Annotated in this window: 27 protein-coding genes; all 27 read left to right on the top strand. The window is 69.0% G+C overall.

Annotation, left to right across the window (positions count from 1 at the left end):
* Positions 1-14: 14 nt before the first annotated feature.
* The 27 genes from ABZ452_RS04400 (at position 15) to rplO (ending at position 16,400) form a co-directional block, all read left to right on the top strand.
* On the top strand, positions 15-383 hold the full coding sequence (locus ABZ452_RS04400; RefSeq protein WP_357938792.1) for a hypothetical protein: 369 nt from the start codon (positions 15-17) through the stop codon (positions 381-383).
* A 623-nt stretch (positions 384-1,006) separates the two neighbouring features.
* Positions 1,007-1,429 carry a hypothetical protein gene (locus ABZ452_RS04395; protein WP_357939101.1) on the top strand — a complete coding sequence of 141 codons (423 nt, stop codon included), beginning with the start codon at positions 1,007-1,009 and terminating at the stop codon, positions 1,427-1,429.
* 535 nt (positions 1,430-1,964) lie between these two features.
* Positions 1,965-2,339: a 30S ribosomal protein S12 gene (gene rpsL, locus ABZ452_RS04390; RefSeq protein WP_007465318.1), complete on the top strand. Its 375-nt coding sequence runs from the start codon at positions 1,965-1,967 to the stop codon at positions 2,337-2,339.
* Position 2,340: 1 nt separating this feature from the next.
* On the top strand, positions 2,341-2,811 hold the full coding sequence (rpsG, locus tag ABZ452_RS04385) for a 30S ribosomal protein S7 (protein WP_088647009.1): 471 nt from the start codon (positions 2,341-2,343) through the stop codon (positions 2,809-2,811).
* 75 nt (positions 2,812-2,886) lie between these two features.
* Positions 2,887-4,983, top strand: coding sequence for an elongation factor G (fusA, locus tag ABZ452_RS04380; protein ID WP_357938790.1), 2,097 nt, complete (start codon positions 2,887-2,889; stop codon positions 4,981-4,983).
* Between the two features lie 225 nt (positions 4,984-5,208).
* Entirely contained in the window at positions 5,209-6,402 is a 1,194-nt protein-coding gene (gene tuf, locus ABZ452_RS04375) for an elongation factor Tu (RefSeq protein WP_355061519.1), read from the top strand.
* A gap of 353 nt (positions 6,403-6,755) precedes the next feature.
* The gene (gene rpsJ, locus ABZ452_RS04370) at positions 6,756-7,064 is read left to right on the top strand and encodes a 30S ribosomal protein S10 (RefSeq protein WP_007073037.1); all 309 of its coding nucleotides are present in this window, start codon (positions 6,756-6,758) and stop codon (positions 7,062-7,064) included.
* 11 nt (positions 7,065-7,075) lie between these two features.
* Positions 7,076-7,741 (top strand): 50S ribosomal protein L3, encoded by a 666-nt coding sequence (gene rplC / locus ABZ452_RS04365; protein WP_357938788.1) that lies wholly within the window; start codon positions 7,076-7,078, stop codon positions 7,739-7,741.
* Positions 7,738-8,388: a 50S ribosomal protein L4 gene (gene rplD, locus ABZ452_RS04360; RefSeq protein ID WP_355638003.1), complete on the top strand. Its 651-nt coding sequence runs from the start codon at positions 7,738-7,740 to the stop codon at positions 8,386-8,388. Before rplC ends, rplD begins: the two co-directional genes overlap by 4 nt.
* Entirely contained in the window at positions 8,385-8,687 is a 303-nt protein-coding gene (gene rplW / locus ABZ452_RS04355) for a 50S ribosomal protein L23 (protein WP_091317975.1), read from the top strand. The genes rplD and rplW overlap by 4 nt, the downstream gene beginning before the upstream one ends.
* Before the next feature lie 12 nt (positions 8,688-8,699).
* Positions 8,700-9,539: a 50S ribosomal protein L2 gene (gene rplB / locus ABZ452_RS04350; protein WP_088976123.1), complete on the top strand. Its 840-nt coding sequence runs from the start codon at positions 8,700-8,702 to the stop codon at positions 9,537-9,539.
* 12 nt (positions 9,540-9,551) lie between these two features.
* Positions 9,552-9,833 (top strand): 30S ribosomal protein S19, encoded by a 282-nt coding sequence (rpsS, locus tag ABZ452_RS04345; protein WP_007073032.1) that lies wholly within the window; start codon positions 9,552-9,554, stop codon positions 9,831-9,833.
* 40 nt (positions 9,834-9,873) lie between these two features.
* Positions 9,874-10,329: a 50S ribosomal protein L22 gene (rplV, locus tag ABZ452_RS04340; RefSeq protein ID WP_073834929.1), complete on the top strand. Its 456-nt coding sequence runs from the start codon at positions 9,874-9,876 to the stop codon at positions 10,327-10,329.
* On the top strand, positions 10,329-11,201 hold the full coding sequence (rpsC, locus tag ABZ452_RS04335; RefSeq protein WP_091262800.1) for a 30S ribosomal protein S3: 873 nt from the start codon (positions 10,329-10,331) through the stop codon (positions 11,199-11,201). The genes rplV and rpsC overlap by 1 nt, the downstream gene beginning before the upstream one ends.
* A 3-nt stretch (positions 11,202-11,204) precedes the next feature.
* Entirely contained in the window at positions 11,205-11,630 is a 426-nt protein-coding gene (gene rplP, locus ABZ452_RS04330; protein ID WP_073834927.1) for a 50S ribosomal protein L16, read from the top strand.
* Positions 11,630-11,866 carry a 50S ribosomal protein L29 gene (gene rpmC / locus ABZ452_RS04325; protein ID WP_013288628.1) on the top strand — a complete coding sequence of 79 codons (237 nt, stop codon included), beginning with the start codon at positions 11,630-11,632 and terminating at the stop codon, positions 11,864-11,866. The genes rplP and rpmC overlap by 1 nt, the downstream gene beginning before the upstream one ends.
* Positions 11,863-12,138, top strand: coding sequence for a 30S ribosomal protein S17 (rpsQ, locus tag ABZ452_RS04320; protein ID WP_091262798.1), 276 nt, complete (start codon positions 11,863-11,865; stop codon positions 12,136-12,138). Before rpmC ends, rpsQ begins: the two co-directional genes overlap by 4 nt.
* A 98-nt stretch (positions 12,139-12,236) precedes the next feature.
* Entirely contained in the window at positions 12,237-12,605 is a 369-nt protein-coding gene (gene rplN / locus ABZ452_RS04315) for a 50S ribosomal protein L14 (RefSeq protein ID WP_007073026.1), read from the top strand.
* On the top strand, positions 12,602-12,922 hold the full coding sequence (rplX, locus tag ABZ452_RS04310) for a 50S ribosomal protein L24 (protein ID WP_192579888.1): 321 nt from the start codon (positions 12,602-12,604) through the stop codon (positions 12,920-12,922). Before rplN ends, rplX begins: the two co-directional genes overlap by 4 nt.
* Entirely contained in the window at positions 12,922-13,491 is a 570-nt protein-coding gene (rplE, locus tag ABZ452_RS04305) for a 50S ribosomal protein L5 (protein WP_357938785.1), read from the top strand. Before rplX ends, rplE begins: the two co-directional genes overlap by 1 nt.
* A 1-nt stretch (position 13,492) precedes the next feature.
* Positions 13,493-13,678 carry a type Z 30S ribosomal protein S14 gene (locus tag ABZ452_RS04300; protein WP_007073023.1) on the top strand — a complete coding sequence of 62 codons (186 nt, stop codon included), beginning with the start codon at positions 13,493-13,495 and terminating at the stop codon, positions 13,676-13,678.
* 96 nt (positions 13,679-13,774) lie between these two features.
* Positions 13,775-14,182 (top strand): 30S ribosomal protein S8, encoded by a 408-nt coding sequence (rpsH, locus tag ABZ452_RS04295; protein WP_013288624.1) that lies wholly within the window; start codon positions 13,775-13,777, stop codon positions 14,180-14,182.
* 16 nt (positions 14,183-14,198) lie between these two features.
* Positions 14,199-14,741, top strand: coding sequence for a 50S ribosomal protein L6 (gene rplF / locus ABZ452_RS04290; protein ID WP_357938783.1), 543 nt, complete (start codon positions 14,199-14,201; stop codon positions 14,739-14,741).
* Complete coding sequence (gene rplR, locus ABZ452_RS04285) at positions 14,738-15,127, top strand: 50S ribosomal protein L18 (protein ID WP_151463669.1); 390 nt, start codon at positions 14,738-14,740, stop codon at positions 15,125-15,127. Before rplF ends, rplR begins: the two co-directional genes overlap by 4 nt.
* A gap of 33 nt (positions 15,128-15,160) precedes the next feature.
* The gene (gene rpsE, locus ABZ452_RS04280; RefSeq protein WP_091262790.1) at positions 15,161-15,775 is read left to right on the top strand and encodes a 30S ribosomal protein S5; all 615 of its coding nucleotides are present in this window, start codon (positions 15,161-15,163) and stop codon (positions 15,773-15,775) included.
* Positions 15,775-15,957: a 50S ribosomal protein L30 gene (gene rpmD / locus ABZ452_RS04275; RefSeq protein ID WP_013473693.1), complete on the top strand. Its 183-nt coding sequence runs from the start codon at positions 15,775-15,777 to the stop codon at positions 15,955-15,957. Before rpsE ends, rpmD begins: the two co-directional genes overlap by 1 nt.
* Positions 15,957-16,400: a 50S ribosomal protein L15 gene (gene rplO / locus ABZ452_RS04270; protein WP_355347940.1), complete on the top strand. Its 444-nt coding sequence runs from the start codon at positions 15,957-15,959 to the stop codon at positions 16,398-16,400. The genes rpmD and rplO overlap by 1 nt, the downstream gene beginning before the upstream one ends.
* The last annotated feature ends 42 nt before the right edge of the window (positions 16,401-16,442 follow it).

Here is a 16,442-nt window from a genome sequence, read left to right as displayed (position 1 = left end):
GCATGATGGTGGGCATGACGACCGTGCCCGGGCAGGTGCCCGTCATCCAGCAGGGGCACCGCCATCCGCTCGACCCCGAGCCGGTCCGCTCGACCAAGGCCCGCGCGGTCTTCGCCCTCGGGCTGATCGGGGCGCTCACCGGCTTCTTCGTCGGCGGGGTGGTGCCCGCGACCATCGCGCTCATCCTCGCCCGGCAGGCCCGCCGCGAGGCCTACGTCTCGGGTGGTTTCCTGACCGGCGCCGGCTGGCTGCGCCGGGGGGAGCAGCTGGCCTGGACGGGCCTGCTGCTCGCGGCCGTCGCGATCGTGGCGGCCGTGGTGATCGGCCTGGTCCGGCTGGCGGGAACCCCGTTCGGGCACGACTTCGCCCCGAACGTCGACTGACCGGGCGGGGGAGCGGCCTCGCGCCCGACCCCGCCGGCGGGACGCGCGACGGTAGCCTGGCCGGTGTCCGCCGCGCGGCGGGCGAGCCACGTCGACAGGAGGACCCCGTGACGGAACCGGCCTCGCCGCCGGGAGGCGACCCGGCCCGCCCCGGCACCGGGTCGGACGCCGGCGGGCCGCCGCAGCCGGCCGCGCCCGGGGCCTGGCCGCCCGCCGGGCCGTACCCGCCCGCGCCGCCCGGCTCCCCGTCACCCCACGCCGGGCACCCCGCTCCTCCCGCCGCCGGCCCGTCGGCCCCGCCCGGCTCGCCGTCCCACGACGCGGGGTACGCCGCCGGACAGCCGGTTCCGCCCGGCTCGCCGTCGCACCACGCGGGGTACGCCGCCGGCCCGTCGGTTCCGCCCGGCTCGCCGTCGCATAACGCGGGGTACGCCGCCGGACCGTCCGGCTCGCCGTCGTATCACGCCGGGTACCCGGCTCCTGGCGCCCCCGGACCGTCGAACCCGGCCGGCTGGCCGGCGTCCGGGGCGTACCCGGGGAACCAGCCGGCGACCGGCGGTCAGTGGGCGGCGCCGGGAAGCGCGCCGGCCGGCGGTGGCTGGGGTCCGGTGCCCCCGGCGTCGGTGCCGCCGCCCCCGCGCGAGGCGCCGCGCCCGCCGAAGCGCGTCGATGCGGTCGCGGGCACCCCGTTCGGGGTGGTCCACCTGGACGTGCCGCCGGTCACGTCGGGGCTCGCCATCGGCTCCCTGGTGATCGGGATCGCCTCGATCCTGGTGTCGCTGCTGGTCCTCTGCTTCGGCGTCGCCGGGCCCAACTACGGCGGCGCCTGGGCCGCCGGGGCGTTCACCGTGCTGGGCGTGATCGCCGGCACGGCGGCCGTCGTGGCGGGGCTGCTGGCCCGGCGGCAGATCAGGCGGCCGGCGCCGCCGCCGGCCGTCCGGTTCACGGGGCGCGGCCTGGCTGTCGCCGGGCTCAGCTGCGGGGGAGTGGGCCTGCTGGTGAGCCTGGCCGGCCTGGTGCTGGCCCTGGTGGTGCAGATCACGTAACCCGGTGCGCCCGGTGGCCCCGCGCATTGACCAGTTACGACCGGTTTGCCGGGAACTCCGGTGCGCGGGTGGAACCGGGGCCGCCGGGCCGACTGCTGTGGAAGCCGGTACACTTGTCACCGTAGGTGCCCATGACGGGCGCGCGGGCACGATGCGATCGGCCGGCGGACCGCGACGCGGTTCTCCCGGACCGCTCCGTTTTGACCTGCGCGGCTGTGGTAGGTACTCTTTCCCCTTGTGCCCGGGCCAGCCCGGGCAATGCGTGCGTGCGCCGGAACCGGTTGACCGGTGATCGCGCGGCCGCACGACTAGAGCCGCAAGACCTGGCGTCGGGAGTTTCCTGCGCCGGTGACAAAACCCCGGTGGGACACGCGAGTGACCGGGCCGGGACCGTGACTCGGGCGACACGCCCGACCGCGGGTGCTGGGACCCCCGTCAGGTGGCCCTGGTTGGAATGTAGGAGAGCCGTCCATCAGGCCGGCTGGAGCAGACAGCGCGGTCGCCTCGCAGCGGCCGAAGGGAGCGGAGAAACCCGGTGCCCACCATTCAGCAGTTGGTCCGAAAGGGCCGTCAGGCCAAGACGACCAAGACCAAGACCCCGGCGCTCAAGGGGTCTCCCCAGCGGCGCGGCGTGTGCACCCGCGTGTACACCACCACCCCCAAGAAGCCGAACTCGGCGCTGCGCAAGGTCGCTCGTGTCAAGCTCAGCAGCCAGATCGAGGTGACCGCCTACATCCCGGGCGTCGGCCACAACCTGCAGGAGCACTCGATCGTGCTCGTCCGCGGCGGCCGTGTGAAGGACCTCCCCGGCGTGCGGTACAAGATCGTTCGCGGCTCGCTGGACACCCAGGGTGTCCGCAACCGCAAGCAGGCTCGCAGCCGTTACGGCGCGAAGAAGGAGAAGAGCTGACATGCCGCGTAAGGGACCCGCTCCGCGGAAGCCGCTGGTCGCTGACCCGGTGTACAACTCGCCCCTGGTCACCCAGCTGGTGAACAAGATCCTGATGCGCGGCAAGCGTCAGCTCGCCGAGCGCATCGTGTACGCCGCCCTGGAGGGGTGCCGCGAGAAGAGCGGCACCGACCCGGTCGTCACGCTCAAGCGCGCCATGGACAACGTGAAGCCCACCCTCGAGGTGCGCAGCCGCCGGGTCGGTGGCGCCACCTACCAGGTGCCGGTCGAGGTTCGTCCGGCCCGCGCGACCACCCTCGGCCTGCGCTGGCTGGTGACGTACTCCAAGGCCCGTCGCGAGAAGACCATGGTCGAGCGGCTGATGAACGAGCTGCTGGACGCGAGCAACGGCCTCGGTGCCGCTGTCAAGCGGCGCGAGGACACGCACAAGATGGCCGAGTCCAACAAGGCCTTCGCGCACTACCGCTGGTAACACCCTGGTTCCGGCGCCCACGAGGCGCCGGAACCGCCACCAGTTGTGTCTAGACGACGATAAGTAGGGATTGAAGTGGCCGCCGCAGACGCGCTCGCCAACGTACGCAACATCGGCATCATGGCGCACATCGATGCCGGTAAGACCACGACCACCGAGCGGATCCTGTTCTACACCGGTATCACGTACAAGATCGGTGAGGTCCACGAGGGCGCTGCCGTCATGGACTGGATGGAGCAGGAGCAGGAGCGTGGCATCACCATCACCTCCGCTGCTACCAAGTGTGAGTGGAAGGGCCACACGATCCAGATCATCGACACGCCCGGTCACGTCGACTTCACGGTCGAGGTCGAGCGGTCGCTGCGGGTGCTGGACGGTGCGGTCGCGGTCTACGACGGTGTCGCCGGCGTTGAGCCGCAGACGGAGAACGTCTGGCGGCAGGCCGACAAGTACCACGTGCCGCGGATGTGCTTCGTCAACAAGCTCGACCGGACCGGTGCCGACTTCTTCCGCTGCGTGCAGATGATGATCGACCGGCTCAACGCCACCCCGCTGGTGCTCCAGATCCCGATCGGGCTCGAGGGCGACCACATCGGTGTCGTCGACCTGGTCAACATGCGCGCGCTCACCTGGCGTGGGGAGACCCAGAAGGGTGAGGACTACGCGATCGAGGAGATCCCGGCCGACCTGGCCGACTCCGCGGCCGAGTGGCGCGAGAAGCTGATGGAGACCCTGGCCGACGTCGACGACTCGGTGATGGAGAAGTACCTGGAGGGCGACGAGATCTCCGTCGAGGAGATCAAGGCCGCCATCCGGCGCGCCACCATCGCCAGCAAGGCCAACCCGGTGCTGTGCGGCTCGGCGTTCAAGAACAAGGGCGTGCAGCCCATGCTCGACGCCGTGGTCGACTACCTGCCGTCGCCGCTGGACGTCCCGGCCATCGAGGGCACCGCCACCGACGGCGAGACGCCGATGCAGCGGAAGCCGTCGAAGGCCGAGCCGTTCTCGGGCCTGGCCTTCAAGATCCAGACCGACAAGCACCTCGGCAAGCTCACCTACGTCCGGGTCTACTCCGGTGTGGTCGAGACCGGTACCCAGGTGGTCAACTCCACCAAGGACCGCAAGGAGCGGATCGGCAAGATCTACCAGATGCACGCCAACAAGCGGGAAGAGCGCGGCTCGGCCCAGGCTGGCGACATCATCGCGGTGCAGGGTCTCAAGCAGACCACCACCGGCGACACGCTCTGCGACCCGGCCAACCCGGTCATCCTGGAGTCGATGACCTTCCCGGAGCCGGTCATCGAGGTCGCGATCGAGCCGAAGACCAAGGCCGACCAGGAGAAGCTCAGCACCGCCATCCAGCGGCTGGCCGAGGAGGACCCGACCTTCCGCGTCAAGCTGGACGAGGAGACCGGCCAGACGGTCATCTCCGGCATGGGCGAGCTTCACCTGGACATCCTGGTGGACCGGATGCGCCGCGAGTTCAACGTCGAGGCGAACATCGGTAAGCCGCAGGTGGCGTACCGCGAGACGATCCGCCGCAAGGTGGAGAAGATCGAGTACACCCACAAGAAGCAGACCGGTGGCTCCGGCCAGTACGCCCGTGTGATCGTGAGCATCGAGCCGCTGCCGCTGGACAACGACTCGCCGACCTACGAGTTCGCGAACGCCGTCACCGGCGGCCGCATCCCCCGGGAGTTCATCCCGTCGGTGGACGCGGGCGCCCAGGACGCCATGCAGTACGGCATCCTCGCCGGCTTCCCGCTGGTGGGTGTCAAGCTGACGCTGCTGGACGGCCAGTACCACGAGGTCGACTCGTCGGAAATGGCATTCAAGATCGCCGGCTCGATGGTGATGAAGGAGGCGGCCCGCAAGGCCGACCCGGCACTGCTCGAGCCGATGATGGCCGTTGAGGTCACCACCCCTGAGGAGAACATGGGTGACGTCATCGGCGACCTCAACTCCCGGCGGGGCATCATCCAGGCGATGGAGGAGCGCAGCGGCGCCCGCATCGTCCGGGCCCTGGTGCCGCTGTCGGAGATGTTCGGCTACGTCGGCGACCTGCGGTCGAAGACCCAGGGCCGGGCTAGCTACAGCATGCAGTTCGACTCCTACGCCGAGGTTCCGCAGAGCGTGGCGAAGGAGATCATCGCCAAGGCGACGGGTGAGTGACGCTCACCTGAGCTGACCCGATGATCCGGGGCCGGTCGCGGGAGGGATCTCCCGCCCGCGGCCACCTCGGTCGGGTTGTGTGAATTCCGGGCCTGTAGGCTTCATCGCCGCAGAACCCACAAAAAGGCTCTCCGGCCGTCAGGTCGGAAAGGCTGTCGACAGAGTCCTAAGCGCCGACCGGCGCACCGGGGCGAACGAACCAAGAAAGTCCACAGGAGGACACCAGTGGCGAAGGCGAAGTTCGAGCGGACTAAGCCGCACGTCAACATCGGCACCATTGGTCACATCGACCACGGTAAGACGACGCTGACGGCGGCCATCACGAAGGTCCTGCACGACCAGTTCCCGGACCTCAACCCGTACACGCCGTTCGACCAGATCGACAAGGCGCCGGAGGAGAAGGCCCGCGGCATCACGATCTCGATCGCGCACGTCGAGTACCAGACCGAGGCGCGTCACTACGCGCACGTCGACTGCCCCGGTCACGCCGACTACATCAAGAACATGATCACCGGTGCCGCCCAGATGGACGGCGCGATCCTGGTGGTGGCGGCGACCGACGGCCCGATGCCGCAGACCCGCGAGCACGTGCTGCTGGCCCGTCAGGTCGGTGTGCCGTACATCGTCGTGGCGCTCAACAAGAGCGACATGGTCGACGACGAGGAGCTCCTGGAGCTCGTCGAGCTCGAGGTCCGCGAGCTGCTCTCGTCGCAGGAGTACCCGGGTGACGACCTGCCGGTCGTCCGGGTCTCGGCGCTGAAGGCCCTCGAGGGCGACCCCGAGTGGACCGGCAAGCTCATGGACCTCATGAACGCTGTCGACACCGCGATCCCGCAGCCGGAGCGCGAGACCGAGAAGCCGTTCCTGATGCCGATCGAGGACGTGTTCACGATCACCGGTCGTGGCACCGTCGTCACCGGTCGCGCCGAGCGCGGCATCCTCAAGCCGAACGAGGAGGTGGAGATCGTCGGCATCCGCGAGAAGTCGATGAAGACCACCTGCACCGGCATCGAGATGTTCCGCAAGCTGCTCGACGAGGCCCGGGCCGGCGAGAACGTCGGTCTGCTCCTCCGCGGCATCAAGCGCGAGGACGTCGAGCGCGGCATGGTCGTCATCAAGCCGGGCACCACGACCCCGCACACGGAGTTCGAGGCGACGGTCTACATCCTCTCCAAGGAGGAGGGCGGCCGGCACACCCCGTTCTTCCAGAACTACCGTCCGCAGTTCTACTTCCGGACCACGGACGTTACCGGCGTCGTCACGCTGCCCGAGGGCACCGAGATGGTCATGCCGGGCGACAACACCACGATGTCCGTGAAGCTGATCCAGCCCATCGCGATGGAGGAAAACCTCAAGTTCGCGATCCGGGAGGGTGGCCGCACGGTCGGCGCTGGTCGCGTCACCAAGATCGTCAAGTGAGCTGGGTAACCCCGATTAGCGTCGCCGCCGGTCGTGCGGCATACTAGTCAGGTTGCGTAACGACGGTCAGTCGCCTGCGTCCGGTTAACGCTGGACCTCCGGGTGTCAGACAGTCTCGCGTGGGGTGGTTGATCGCCACTGGCGGTCAACCACCCTCGCGCGGCGTCCAGGTCGCGGTCACCGCGATCGGCGCCATGACCCACCGCGTGGTCGGAAATCGCTCCGGAGTCCCGGGGCGGAGCCCGGCCCACGGGCGCGACACGCCCGACCGCGGGGGTCGGCGAAGTGGGCCTGTACCAGCCGGTACAGGCGCCCGCAACACAGCGGCATCGAGAGAAGGAACAGAAGCCACCATGGCGGGACAGAAGATCCGCATCCGGCTCAAGGCCTATGACCACGAGGTCGTCGACTCCTCGGCTCGGAAGATCGTCGAGACGGTGACGCGTACCGGGGCGCAGGTCGCTGGCCCGGTGCCGCTGCCCACGGAGATCAACCGTTTCTGCGTAATCCGCTCGCCGCACAAGTACAAGGACTCGCGCGAGCACTTCGAGATGCGCACGCACAAGCGTCTGATCGACATCATCGACCCGACCCCGAAGACGGTCGACTCGCTCATGCGCCTCGACCTGCCGGCTGGCGTCGACATCGAGATCAAGCTGTAGGGACCGGACAAATGGACAGGCAAGTCAAGGGGATCCTGGGCGCAAAGCTCGGCATGACCCAGGTCTGGGACAACAACCGCGTTGTTCCCGTGACCGTGGTTCAGGCCGGCCCGTGCGTCGTGAGCCAGGTTCGTAGCGCCGACAAGGACGGTTACTCCGCGGTCCAGCTGGCGTACGGGGCCATCGACCCGCGCAAGGTCAAGAAGCCGATCGCCGGGCACTACGCCAAGGCGGACGTCGCGCCGCGCCGGCACATCGTCGAGCTGCGCACCGTCGACGCCGCGGACTACTCGCCGGGCCAGGAGGTCACGGTCGAGGAGTTCCCGGCCGGCGTGACCATCGACGTCACCGGCAAGACCAAGGGCAAGGGCTACGCCGGCCCGATGAAGCGGCACGGCTTCCACGGTCTGCGCGCCAGCCACGGTGTGGAGCGCAAGCACCGCTCGCCGGGCTCGATCGGCGCCTGCGCGACCCCGGGTCGCGTCTTCAAGGGCACCCGGATGGCGGGTCGGATGGGTGGCGTTCGCTACACCGTCCAGAACCTGACCGTCCAGGCGGTGGACACCGACAACAACCTCCTGCTCGTCCGCGGCGCCATTCCGGGCCCGAAGGGCGCGCTGGTCCTGGTCCGCACCGCGGCCAAGACCAAGGTGAAGAAGGGCGGTGCGGCCAAGTGACCACCGTTGACGTCCTCAACGTCGAAGGCAACAAGGCCGGCTCCGTCGAGCTGCCCGCCGACATCTTCGACGCCCAGGCCAACATCCCGCTGATGCACCAGGTCGTGGTGGCTCAGCTGGCGGCGGCCCGGCAGGGCACGCACAAGGTCAAGACCCGCGGCGAGGTCTCCGGTGGAGGCAAGAAGCCGTACAAGCAGAAGGGCACCGGTCGTGCCCGCCAGGGCTCGATCCGCGCGCCGCAGTTCGCCGGCGGTGGCGTGGTCCACGGCCCGGTGCCGCGCGACTACAGCCAGCGCACCCCGAAGAAGATGAAGGCCGCCGCCCTGCGTGGCGCCCTCTCCGACCGGGCCCGCGCCGGCCAGGTGCACGTCGTCGAGGCGTTCGTCTCGGGCGAGAAGCCGTCGACCAAGGCCGCGCTGGCCACGCTGGCGAAGCTGACCGAGGCCCGTCGGGTCCTGGTCGTGCTGAGCAGCACCGACGAGCTGAACTGGGTGTCGCTGCGCAACGAGCCGCGGGTGCACCTGATCGAGGCCGGCCAGCTCAACACGTACGACGTGCTGGTGGCCGACGACGTGGTCTTCACGAAGGAGGCCCTGGACGAGTTCCTGGGCGTTCCCGCCGAGACCACCGAGGAGGGTGGCAAGTGAGCACGATCGCCGATCCGCGCGACATCATCGTCGCTCCGGTCGTCTCGGAGAAGAGCTACAGCGAGCTGAACCGGAACTGGTACACCTTCCTGGTGCACCCGGACGCCAACAAGACCGAGATCAAGATCGCTATCCAGCAGATCTTCAACGTCCGCGTCCTGACGGTCAACACGCTCAACCGCGAGGGCAAGCGCAAGCGCACCAAGACCGGCTTCGGTCAGCGCAAGTCGACCAAGCGGGCGATCGTGAAGCTGGCTGACGGTGACCGTATCGAGGCCTTCGGCGGCCCGGTCAGCTGAGGGGTGTAGACAATGGCTATCCGTAAGTACAAGCCGACGACGCCGGGCCGGCGTGGCTCGAGCGTCGCCGACTTCGCCGAGATCACCCGGTCGACGCCGGAGAAGTCGCTGCTGGCTCCGCTGCCGAAGAAGGGCGGACGCAACGCCCACGGCCGGATCACCACCCGGCACCACGGTGGCGGCCACAAGCGGCAGTACCGTCTGATCGACTTCAAGCGGGTCGACAAGGACGGCGTGCCGGCGAAGGTCGCGCACATCGAGTACGACCCGAACCGCACCGCGCGCATCGCGCTGCTGCACTACGCCGACGGCGAGAAGCGCTACATCATCGCGCCGAAGGACCTGAAGCAGGGCGACCGGGTGGAGTCGGGGCCGAGCGCCGACATCAAGCCGGGCAACAACCTGCCGCTGCGCAACATCCCGGTCGGTACCACCATCCACAACGTGGAGCTGCGTCCGGGCGGCGGCGCCAAGCTGGCCCGCTCGGCCGGCGTCGGCATCCAGCTGCTCGGCCGTGAGGGCGCCTACGCGACCCTCCGCATGCCGTCCGGCGAGATCCGGCGGGTGGACGTGCGCTGCCGCGCCAGCATCGGCGAGATCGGCAACGCCGACCAGTCGAACATCAACTGGGGTAAGGCCGGCCGGATGCGGTGGAAGGGCAAGCGCCCGACCGTCCGTGGTGTCGCCATGAACCCGGTGGACCACCCGCACGGTGGTGGTGAGGGTAAGACCTCCGGTGGTCGCCACCCGGTCAACCCGCAGGGTAAGCCCGAGGGCCGCACCCGTCGTAAGGGCCAGCCGAGCGACCGGCTGATCGTCCGCCGCCGCTACGCCACGCGTAAGCGCGGCTGAGGGAGATAAGACATGCCTCGCAGCCTGAAGAAGGGCCCGTTCGTCGACGACCACCTGCTCAAGAAGGTGGAGACGCAGAACGACAAGGGCTCGAAGAACGTCATCAAGACCTGGTCGCGGCGCTCGACGATCATCCCGGAGATGCTGGGTCACACGATCGCCGTGCACGACGGACGCAAGCACGTCCCGGTCTTCGTGACCGAGGCCATGGTCGGGCACAAGCTCGGCGAGTTCGCGCTGACCCGCACGTTCAAGGGTCACGAGAAGGACGACCGGAAGAGCCGCCGGCGCTGACGCCGCGGGCATACGGATAGAGGAACAAGGGGTTACAGCGATGCCAGGAAAGGGCGACGCTCCGGTGCTTCCGGGCGCGCGGGCGGTTGCGCGGCACGTGCGCATCTCGCCGATGAAGGCGCGCCGGGTGGTCAACCTCGTCCGCGGCCTGCCCGCGAAGGAGGCGCTCACGGTGCTGCAGTTCGCGCCGCAGGCTGCGAGCGAGCAGGTGTACAAGGTGCTCGCGAGCGCGATCGCCAACGCGGAGAACAACGAGCGGCTGGACCCCGACGCGCTGCTCGTCAGCGAGGCGTTCGTCGACGAGGGCCCGACGATGAAGCGGTTCCGGCCGCGGGCGCAGGGCCGGGCGTACCGGATCCGCAAGCGGACCTGCCACATCACCGTGGCGGTCGAGGCGGTCGCGCCGGCCGCGCCGAAGAAGTCGGCGAAGAAGGCCGCCCCGGCCAAGCAGGCCGAGGCCGCTGAGGGGCAGAGCACGACGGAAGGTGCCGAGTAATGGGTCAGAAGGTTCACCCCACTGGGTTCCGGCTCGGCATCTCGACCGACTGGAAGTCCCGCTGGTTCGCGGACAAGCTCTACAAGGACTACATCGGCGAGGACGTCAAGATCCGCCGGATGATGTCCAAGGGCCTCGAGCGCGCCGGGATCTCCAAGGTCGACATCGAGCGCACCCGGGACCGGGTCCGCGTCGACATCCACACCGCCCGGCCGGGCATCGTCATCGGCCGTAAGGGTGCGGAGGCCGACCGGATCCGCGGCGAGCTGGAGAAGCTCACCGGCAAGCAGGTTCAGCTGAACATCATCGAGGTGAAGAGCCCCGAGTCGGACGCGCAGCTGGTCGCCCAGGGCGTCGCCGAGCAGCTGTCCAGCCGGGTCAGCTTCCGTCGGGCCATGCGCAAGGCGATGCAGTCCGCGATGAAGAACCCGGTCTGCAAGGGCATCCGGGTCCAGGTCTCGGGTCGCCTCGGCGGCGCCGAGATGAGCCGGACCGAGTTCTACCGCGAGGGCCGGGTCCCGCTGCACACGCTGCGGGCCAACATCGAGTACGGCTTCTTCGAGGCCCGTACCACCTTCGGCCGGATCGGCGTGAAGGTGTGGATCTACAAGGGCGACGCCGTCCCGGGCCGTGAGGCCCCGGCCGAGGCCGCCCCGTCGCGCGGCCCGCGCCGCGACCGTGGCGACCGGCCGGAGCGGCCGCGCCGTGGCCGGTCGGGTTCGTCGGGCACGACCGCCGGTGGCACCGAGGCCGGCCGGGCTGCCGCGACCACCATCGCGCAGCAGGCGGAGACGCCGGCCGGTGAGCCGGTCGACGCCGGAGCCGTGGCCGCGGCCGCGACCCAGCCGGCAGAAACGCAGCAGGAGGGCTGACAGATGCTGATGCCGCGCAAGCCCCCGAAGGGCTTCCGCAAGCCGCACCACCCGGACCGCCACGGCGCGTCCAAGGGTGGTAACCGGGTGGTGTTCGGCGAGTTCGGGATCCAGGCTCTCGAGCCGGCGTACGTGACCAACCGCCAGATCGAGTCGGCGCGTATCGCGATGACCCGTCACATCAAGCGTGGCGGCAAGGTCTGGATCACGATCTTCCCGGACCAGGCCCTCACCAAGAAGCCGGCCGAGACCCGGATGGGTTCCGGTAAGGGTTCGCCCGAGTGGTGGGTCGCCAACGTCAAGCCGGGGCGGGTTCTCTTCGAGATGTCCTTCCCCAACGAGCAGATCGCGCGAGAGGCGATGCGTCGCGCGATCCACAAGCTCCCGATGAAGTGCCGCATTGTTACGCGCGAAGTGGGTGAATCCTGATGGCAGCTGGCGTCAAGCCTTCCGAGCTGCGTGAGCTCTCCGAGGAGGAGCTGGTCACGAAGCTGCGCGAGGCCAAGGCGGAGCTGTTCAACCTCCGCGTGCAGGCCGCAACCGGGCAGCTGGACAACAACCGGCGGCTGCAGGTCATCCGTCGGGAGATCGCCCGGATCTACACGATCATGCGTGAGCGTGAGCTGGGTCTCTCGGCCGCGCCGACTGAGGTGACTGCATCATGAGTGAGAACACGACCGCCGCCGCGCGGGCCCGTCGCAAGGTTCGCGAGGGTCTCGTGGTCAGCGACAAGATGGAAAAGACCGTCGTGGTCGAGGTCGAGGACCGGGTCAAGCACGCGCTGTACGGCAAGATCATGCGCCGGACCAGCAAGCTGAAGGTCCACGACGAGCAGAACTCGGCCGGCATCGGCGACCGGGTCCTGATCATGGAGACCCGGCCGCTGTCCGCCACCAAGCGGTGGCGGCTCGTGGAGATCCTCGAGAAGGCCAAGTAGCGAAGGCTCGAGCTCGGCCGGCTTTCGGTCGGGCGCAGGTTCCGCCAGGCTCCGGCCGCCCCCGGCGGCCGGAGAACCGGCAGACATAGGAGATAGACGTGATTCAGCAGGAGTCGCGACTGCGCGTCGCCGACAACACGGGTGCCCGGGAGATCCTGTGCATCCGGGTTCTCGGTGGCTCCGGTCGGCGCTACGCGAGCATCGGCGACGTCATCGTGGCCACGGTCAAGGACGCGATCCCCGGTGCCGGTGTGAAGAAGGGCGACGTCGTCAAGGCCGTCGTCGTTCGCACCGCCAAGGAGAAGCGGCGGCCGGACGGCTCGTACATCCGCTTCGACGAGAACGCCGCCGTCATCATCAAGGACGGTGGGGACCCGCGCGGTACCCGCATCTTCGGCCCGGTGGGCCGCGAGCTGCGGGACAAGCGGTTCATGAAGATCATCTCTCTCGCGCCGGAGGTGTTGTGACCGTGAAGGTCAAGAAGGGCGACACGGTCGTCGTCATCGCCGGCAAGGACAAGGGTGCCAAGGGCAAGGTCATCGCGGCCTACCCGCGGCAGGACAAGGTCCTGGTCGAGGGCGTGAACCGGGTCAAGAAGCACACCCGCATCAGCACCACCCAGCGTGGCGCCAAGACCGGCGGCATCGTCACCCAGGAGGCCCCGATCCACGTCTCGAACGTGCAGGTCCTGGACTCCGACGGCAAGCCGACCCGCGTCGGTTACCGGGTCGACGACAACGGCCAGAAGGTCCGCATCGCGCGTAGCACTGGTAAGGACCTCTGATGACCACGGCTACCGAAACCAAGACCCTGCCGCGCCTCAAGGAGCGGTACCGCAACGAGATCGTGGCGAAGCTGCAGGAGCAGTACAACTACGGCAACCCCATGCAGGTCCCGGGGCTCGTCAAGATCGTCGTGAACATGGGCGTCGGCGAGGCCGCTCGGGACGCCAAGCTGATCGACGGCGCCGTCCGCGACCTGGCCACCATCACCGGCCAGAAGCCGCTGGTGCGGCGGGCGACCAAGTCCATCGCGCAGTTCAAGCTGCGTGAGGGCATGCCGATCGGCGCGAAGGTCACCCTGCGGGGCGACCGCATGTGGGAGTTCCTGGACCGGCTGCTCTCCATCGCGCTGCCGCGTATCCGCGACTTCCGCGGCCTGGACGGGCGCAAGCTCGACGGCCACGGCAACTACACGTTCGGTCTGACCGAGCAGTCGGTGTTCCACGAGATCGACCAGGACAAGATCGATCGCCAGCGGGGCATGGACATCACGGTGGTCACGACCGCCACGACCGACGACGAGGGCCGGGCGCTGCTCAAGCTCCTGGGCTTCCCGTTCAAGGAGAACTGAGATGGCCAAGAAGGCGCTGATCCTCAAGGCGGCCGCGAAGCCGAAGTTCTCGGTTCGCGCGTACACCCGCTGCCAGCGGTGCGGGCGTCCGAAGGCGGTCTACCGCAAGTTCGGTCTCTGCCGGGTGTGCATCCGGGAGATGGCCCACCGCGGTGAGCTGCCCGGCGTGTCCAAGGCTTCCTGGTAATAGCCCGGCGCGCTTCGCGCGTCAGCTGAACTGTCTCTTCGCCGTAGGCCCCGGGCCTGGCCCGGGGAACCCCGGCGAGAAAGGTTGACGAATTTCATGACGATGACCGACCCGATCGCAGACATGCTCACGCGTCTGCGTAACGCCAACCAGGCGTACCACGACCGGGTGACGATGCCCTACTCGAAGATCAAGGCGAACATCGCCGAGGTCCTCAAGGCCGAGGGTTACATCGCCACCTGGTCGGTCGAGGAGCCCGAGGAGGGCGCCGTCGGCAAGCGACTGGTCGTCGAGCTGAAGTACGGCCAGAACCGGGAGCGGAGCCTGGCCGGCATCAAGCGCGTGTCCAAGCCCGGTCTCCGGGTGTACGCCAAGTCGGACGGGCTCCCGCGGGTGCTCGGCGGGCTGGGCGTGGCGATCATTTCGACGTCCCAGGGGCTGCTCACCGACCGGCAGGCCCGCAAGCGGAGCGTTGGCGGGGAAGTCCTCGCCTTCGTCTGGTAACGGGAGACAGGTAGAAATGTCGCGTATTGGACGTAAGTCGATCCCGGTGCCAGCCGGCGTCGACATCACCATCGACGGCCAGACCGTCAAGGTCAAGGGCCCCAAGGGCGAGCTGAGCCACGTACTGGCCGAGCCGATCACGGCGGAGCGGGGCGAGGGCGGCGAGCTGCACGTCAACCGGCCCAACGACGAGCGCAAGGCCAAGGAGCTGCACGGCCTGAGCCGTACGCTGGTGGCCAACATGATCGTCGGCGTGACCGAGGGCTACCGCAAGAGCCTCGAGATCGCCGGTACCGGTTACCGCGTGACCGCCAAGGGCAAGGACCTCGAGTTCGCGCTCGGGTTCTCGCACCCGGTGCTGGTTCCGGCCCCGGAGGGCATCACCTTCACGGTGGAGCGGCCGACGCTGTTCCACGTGGCCGGCATCGACAAGCAGCAGGTCGGCGAGGTCGCCGCCAACATCCGGAAGATCCGCCCGCCGGAGCCCTACAAGGGCAAGGGCGTGAAGTACCAGGGCGAGGTCATCCGCCGCAAGGCTGGAAAGGCAGGTAAGAAGTGAGCGCCACGCTGCTCAAGCGCCGCCGCGGCGTCGCCGCCAAGCGGGCCGTCGGGCGTGCGCGCCGGCACTTCCGGGTCCGCAAGAACGTCAGCGGCACCACCGAGCGTCCCCGCCTGGTCGTCACCCGGTCCCTGCGGCACATCGTCGCCCAGATCGTGGACGACACCAAGGGTCACACCCTGGCGTCGGCCTCGACCATGGACGCCTCGCTGCGCGGCGCCGAGGGCGACAAGAGCGCCCTGGCCGGCAAGGTCGGCGCCCTGCTCGCCGAGCGCGCCAAGGCCGCCGGCGTCTCGAAGGTCGTCTTCGACCGCGGTGGCAACCGGTACGCGGGGCGGGTCGCCGCGCTTGCCGCAGCCGCCCGCGAAGCCGGGCTCGAGTTCTAGAAACCCCGTCACGAGAGAGAAGGAAGGCTGCTGATGCCAGGTCAACAGCGCCGTGGCGGCGGGTCCGGTGGCAACGAGGGTGGTCGCCGCGACAACCGCCGTGAGGGCGGCCGCGGAAACGCGCCCGTCGAGAAGACCCCGCACCTCGAGCGGGTCGTCGCGATCAACCGCGTCGCCAAGGTCGTGAAGGGTGGTCGTCGCTTCAGCTTCACCGCCCTGGTGATCGTGGGCGACGGCGACGGCACCGTCGGTGTGGGCTACGGAAAGGCCAAGGAGGTGCCCGCGGCGATCGCCAAGGGTGTCGAGGAGGCCAAGAAGCACTTCTTCAAGGTGCCGCGGATCGGCCAGTCGATCCCGCACCCGGTGCAGGGCGAGGACGCGGCCGGTGTGGTGCTGCTCAAGCCGGCCTCGGCCGGTACGGGTGTCATCGCCGGCGGTCCGGTCCGTGCCGTGCTGGAGTGCGCGGGCATCCACGACGTGCTCTCCAAGAGCCTCGGCTCGTCGAACCCGATCAACATCGTGCACGCCACGGTGGCGGCCCTGAAGGCGCTCGAGTCGCCGGAGCAGGTCGCGGCCCGTCGTGGTCTGCCGGTCGAGGACGTCGCGCCGGCCGCCATGCTGGCGTCGCGGGCGGGGGTGGCGTCCTGATGGCACGCCTGAAGGTCACCCAGGTCCGGTCCGAGATCGGGACCAAGAAGAACCAGCGTGACTCGCTGCGTTCGCTCGGTCTCAAGCGGATCAACGACGTGGTGGTCAAGGAGGATCGGCCGGAGATCCGGGGCATGATCTTCACGGTCAACCACCTCGTGAAGGTCGAGGAGGTCGAGTAATGACGATCAAGGTGCACCACCTGCGCCCGGCGCCCGGAGCCAAGACCGACAAGACCCGTGTGGGTCGCGGTGAGGGCTCGAAGGGCAAGACCGCCGGTCGCGGTACCAAGGGTTCCAAGGCCCGGAAGAACATCTCGGCGGCGTTCGAGGGTGGGCAGATGCCCATCCACATGCGCCTGCCGAAGCTGAAGGGCTTCAAGAACAAGTTCAAGGTGGTCTTCCAGGTGGTCAACCTGGACCGGCTCGCCGAGCTCTTCCCGAACGGCGGCCAGGTCGGCCCCGTCGAGCTGGTCGAGGCCGGTGCGGTCCGCAAGGGCCACCCGGTCAAGGTGCTCGGCACCGGCGACCTCGGTGGTGTGGCGCTCCAGGTGTCGGCGCACGCGTTCAGCGCGTCGGCCAAGGAGAAGATCACCGCGGCCGGCGGCTCGGTCACCGAGCTGTAAGGCACGCTCGTGGCGCCCGCTCAGTTGTCCGCAACTGGGCGG

Origin of the sequence: Micromonospora sp. NPDC005707 (assembly GCF_040631005.1) — a bacterium.
In the GTDB taxonomy this organism is placed as follows: Bacteria; Actinomycetota; Actinomycetes; order Mycobacteriales; family Micromonosporaceae; genus Micromonospora.
This window is presented reverse-complemented; position numbering and strand designations above follow the sequence as displayed.

What these genes read in the sequence shown, in the direction of transcription:
- rpsG (WP_088647009.1), top strand. Translation starts at nt 2,341, where the DNA reads ATGCCGCGTAAGGGACCCGCTCCGCGGAAGCCGCTGGTCGCTGACCCG.
- rplF (WP_357938783.1), top strand. Translation starts at nt 14,199, where the DNA reads ATGTCGCGTATTGGACGTAAGTCGATCCCGGTGCCAGCCGGCGTCGAC.
- rplV (WP_073834929.1), top strand. Translation starts at nt 9,874, where the DNA reads ATGCCAGGAAAGGGCGACGCTCCGGTGCTTCCGGGCGCGCGGGCGGTT.
- rplP (WP_073834927.1), top strand. Translation starts at nt 11,205, where the DNA reads ATGCTGATGCCGCGCAAGCCCCCGAAGGGCTTCCGCAAGCCGCACCAC.
- rplE (WP_357938785.1), top strand. Translation starts at nt 12,922, where the DNA reads ATGACCACGGCTACCGAAACCAAGACCCTGCCGCGCCTCAAGGAGCGG.
- ABZ452_RS04300 (WP_007073023.1), top strand. Translation starts at nt 13,493, where the DNA reads ATGGCCAAGAAGGCGCTGATCCTCAAGGCGGCCGCGAAGCCGAAGTTC.
- rplO (WP_355347940.1), top strand. Translation starts at nt 15,957, where the DNA reads ATGACGATCAAGGTGCACCACCTGCGCCCGGCGCCCGGAGCCAAGACC.
- rpsS (WP_007073032.1), top strand. Translation starts at nt 9,552, where the DNA reads ATGCCTCGCAGCCTGAAGAAGGGCCCGTTCGTCGACGACCACCTGCTC.
- rpsH (WP_013288624.1), top strand. Translation starts at nt 13,775, where the DNA reads ATGACGATGACCGACCCGATCGCAGACATGCTCACGCGTCTGCGTAAC.
- rplC (WP_357938788.1), top strand. Translation starts at nt 7,076, where the DNA reads ATGGACAGGCAAGTCAAGGGGATCCTGGGCGCAAAGCTCGGCATGACC.
- rpsQ (WP_091262798.1), top strand. Translation starts at nt 11,863, where the DNA reads ATGAGTGAGAACACGACCGCCGCCGCGCGGGCCCGTCGCAAGGTTCGC.
- rpmD (WP_013473693.1), top strand. Translation starts at nt 15,775, where the DNA reads ATGGCACGCCTGAAGGTCACCCAGGTCCGGTCCGAGATCGGGACCAAG.
- rplB (WP_088976123.1), top strand. Translation starts at nt 8,700, where the DNA reads ATGGCTATCCGTAAGTACAAGCCGACGACGCCGGGCCGGCGTGGCTCG.
- ABZ452_RS04400 (WP_357938792.1), top strand. Translation starts at nt 15, where the DNA reads ATGACGACCGTGCCCGGGCAGGTGCCCGTCATCCAGCAGGGGCACCGC.
- rpsE (WP_091262790.1), top strand. Translation starts at nt 15,161, where the DNA reads ATGCCAGGTCAACAGCGCCGTGGCGGCGGGTCCGGTGGCAACGAGGGT.
- rpsC (WP_091262800.1), top strand. Translation starts at nt 10,329, where the DNA reads ATGGGTCAGAAGGTTCACCCCACTGGGTTCCGGCTCGGCATCTCGACC.
- rpsJ (WP_007073037.1), top strand. Translation starts at nt 6,756, where the DNA reads ATGGCGGGACAGAAGATCCGCATCCGGCTCAAGGCCTATGACCACGAG.
- rpmC (WP_013288628.1), top strand. Translation starts at nt 11,630, where the DNA reads ATGGCAGCTGGCGTCAAGCCTTCCGAGCTGCGTGAGCTCTCCGAGGAG.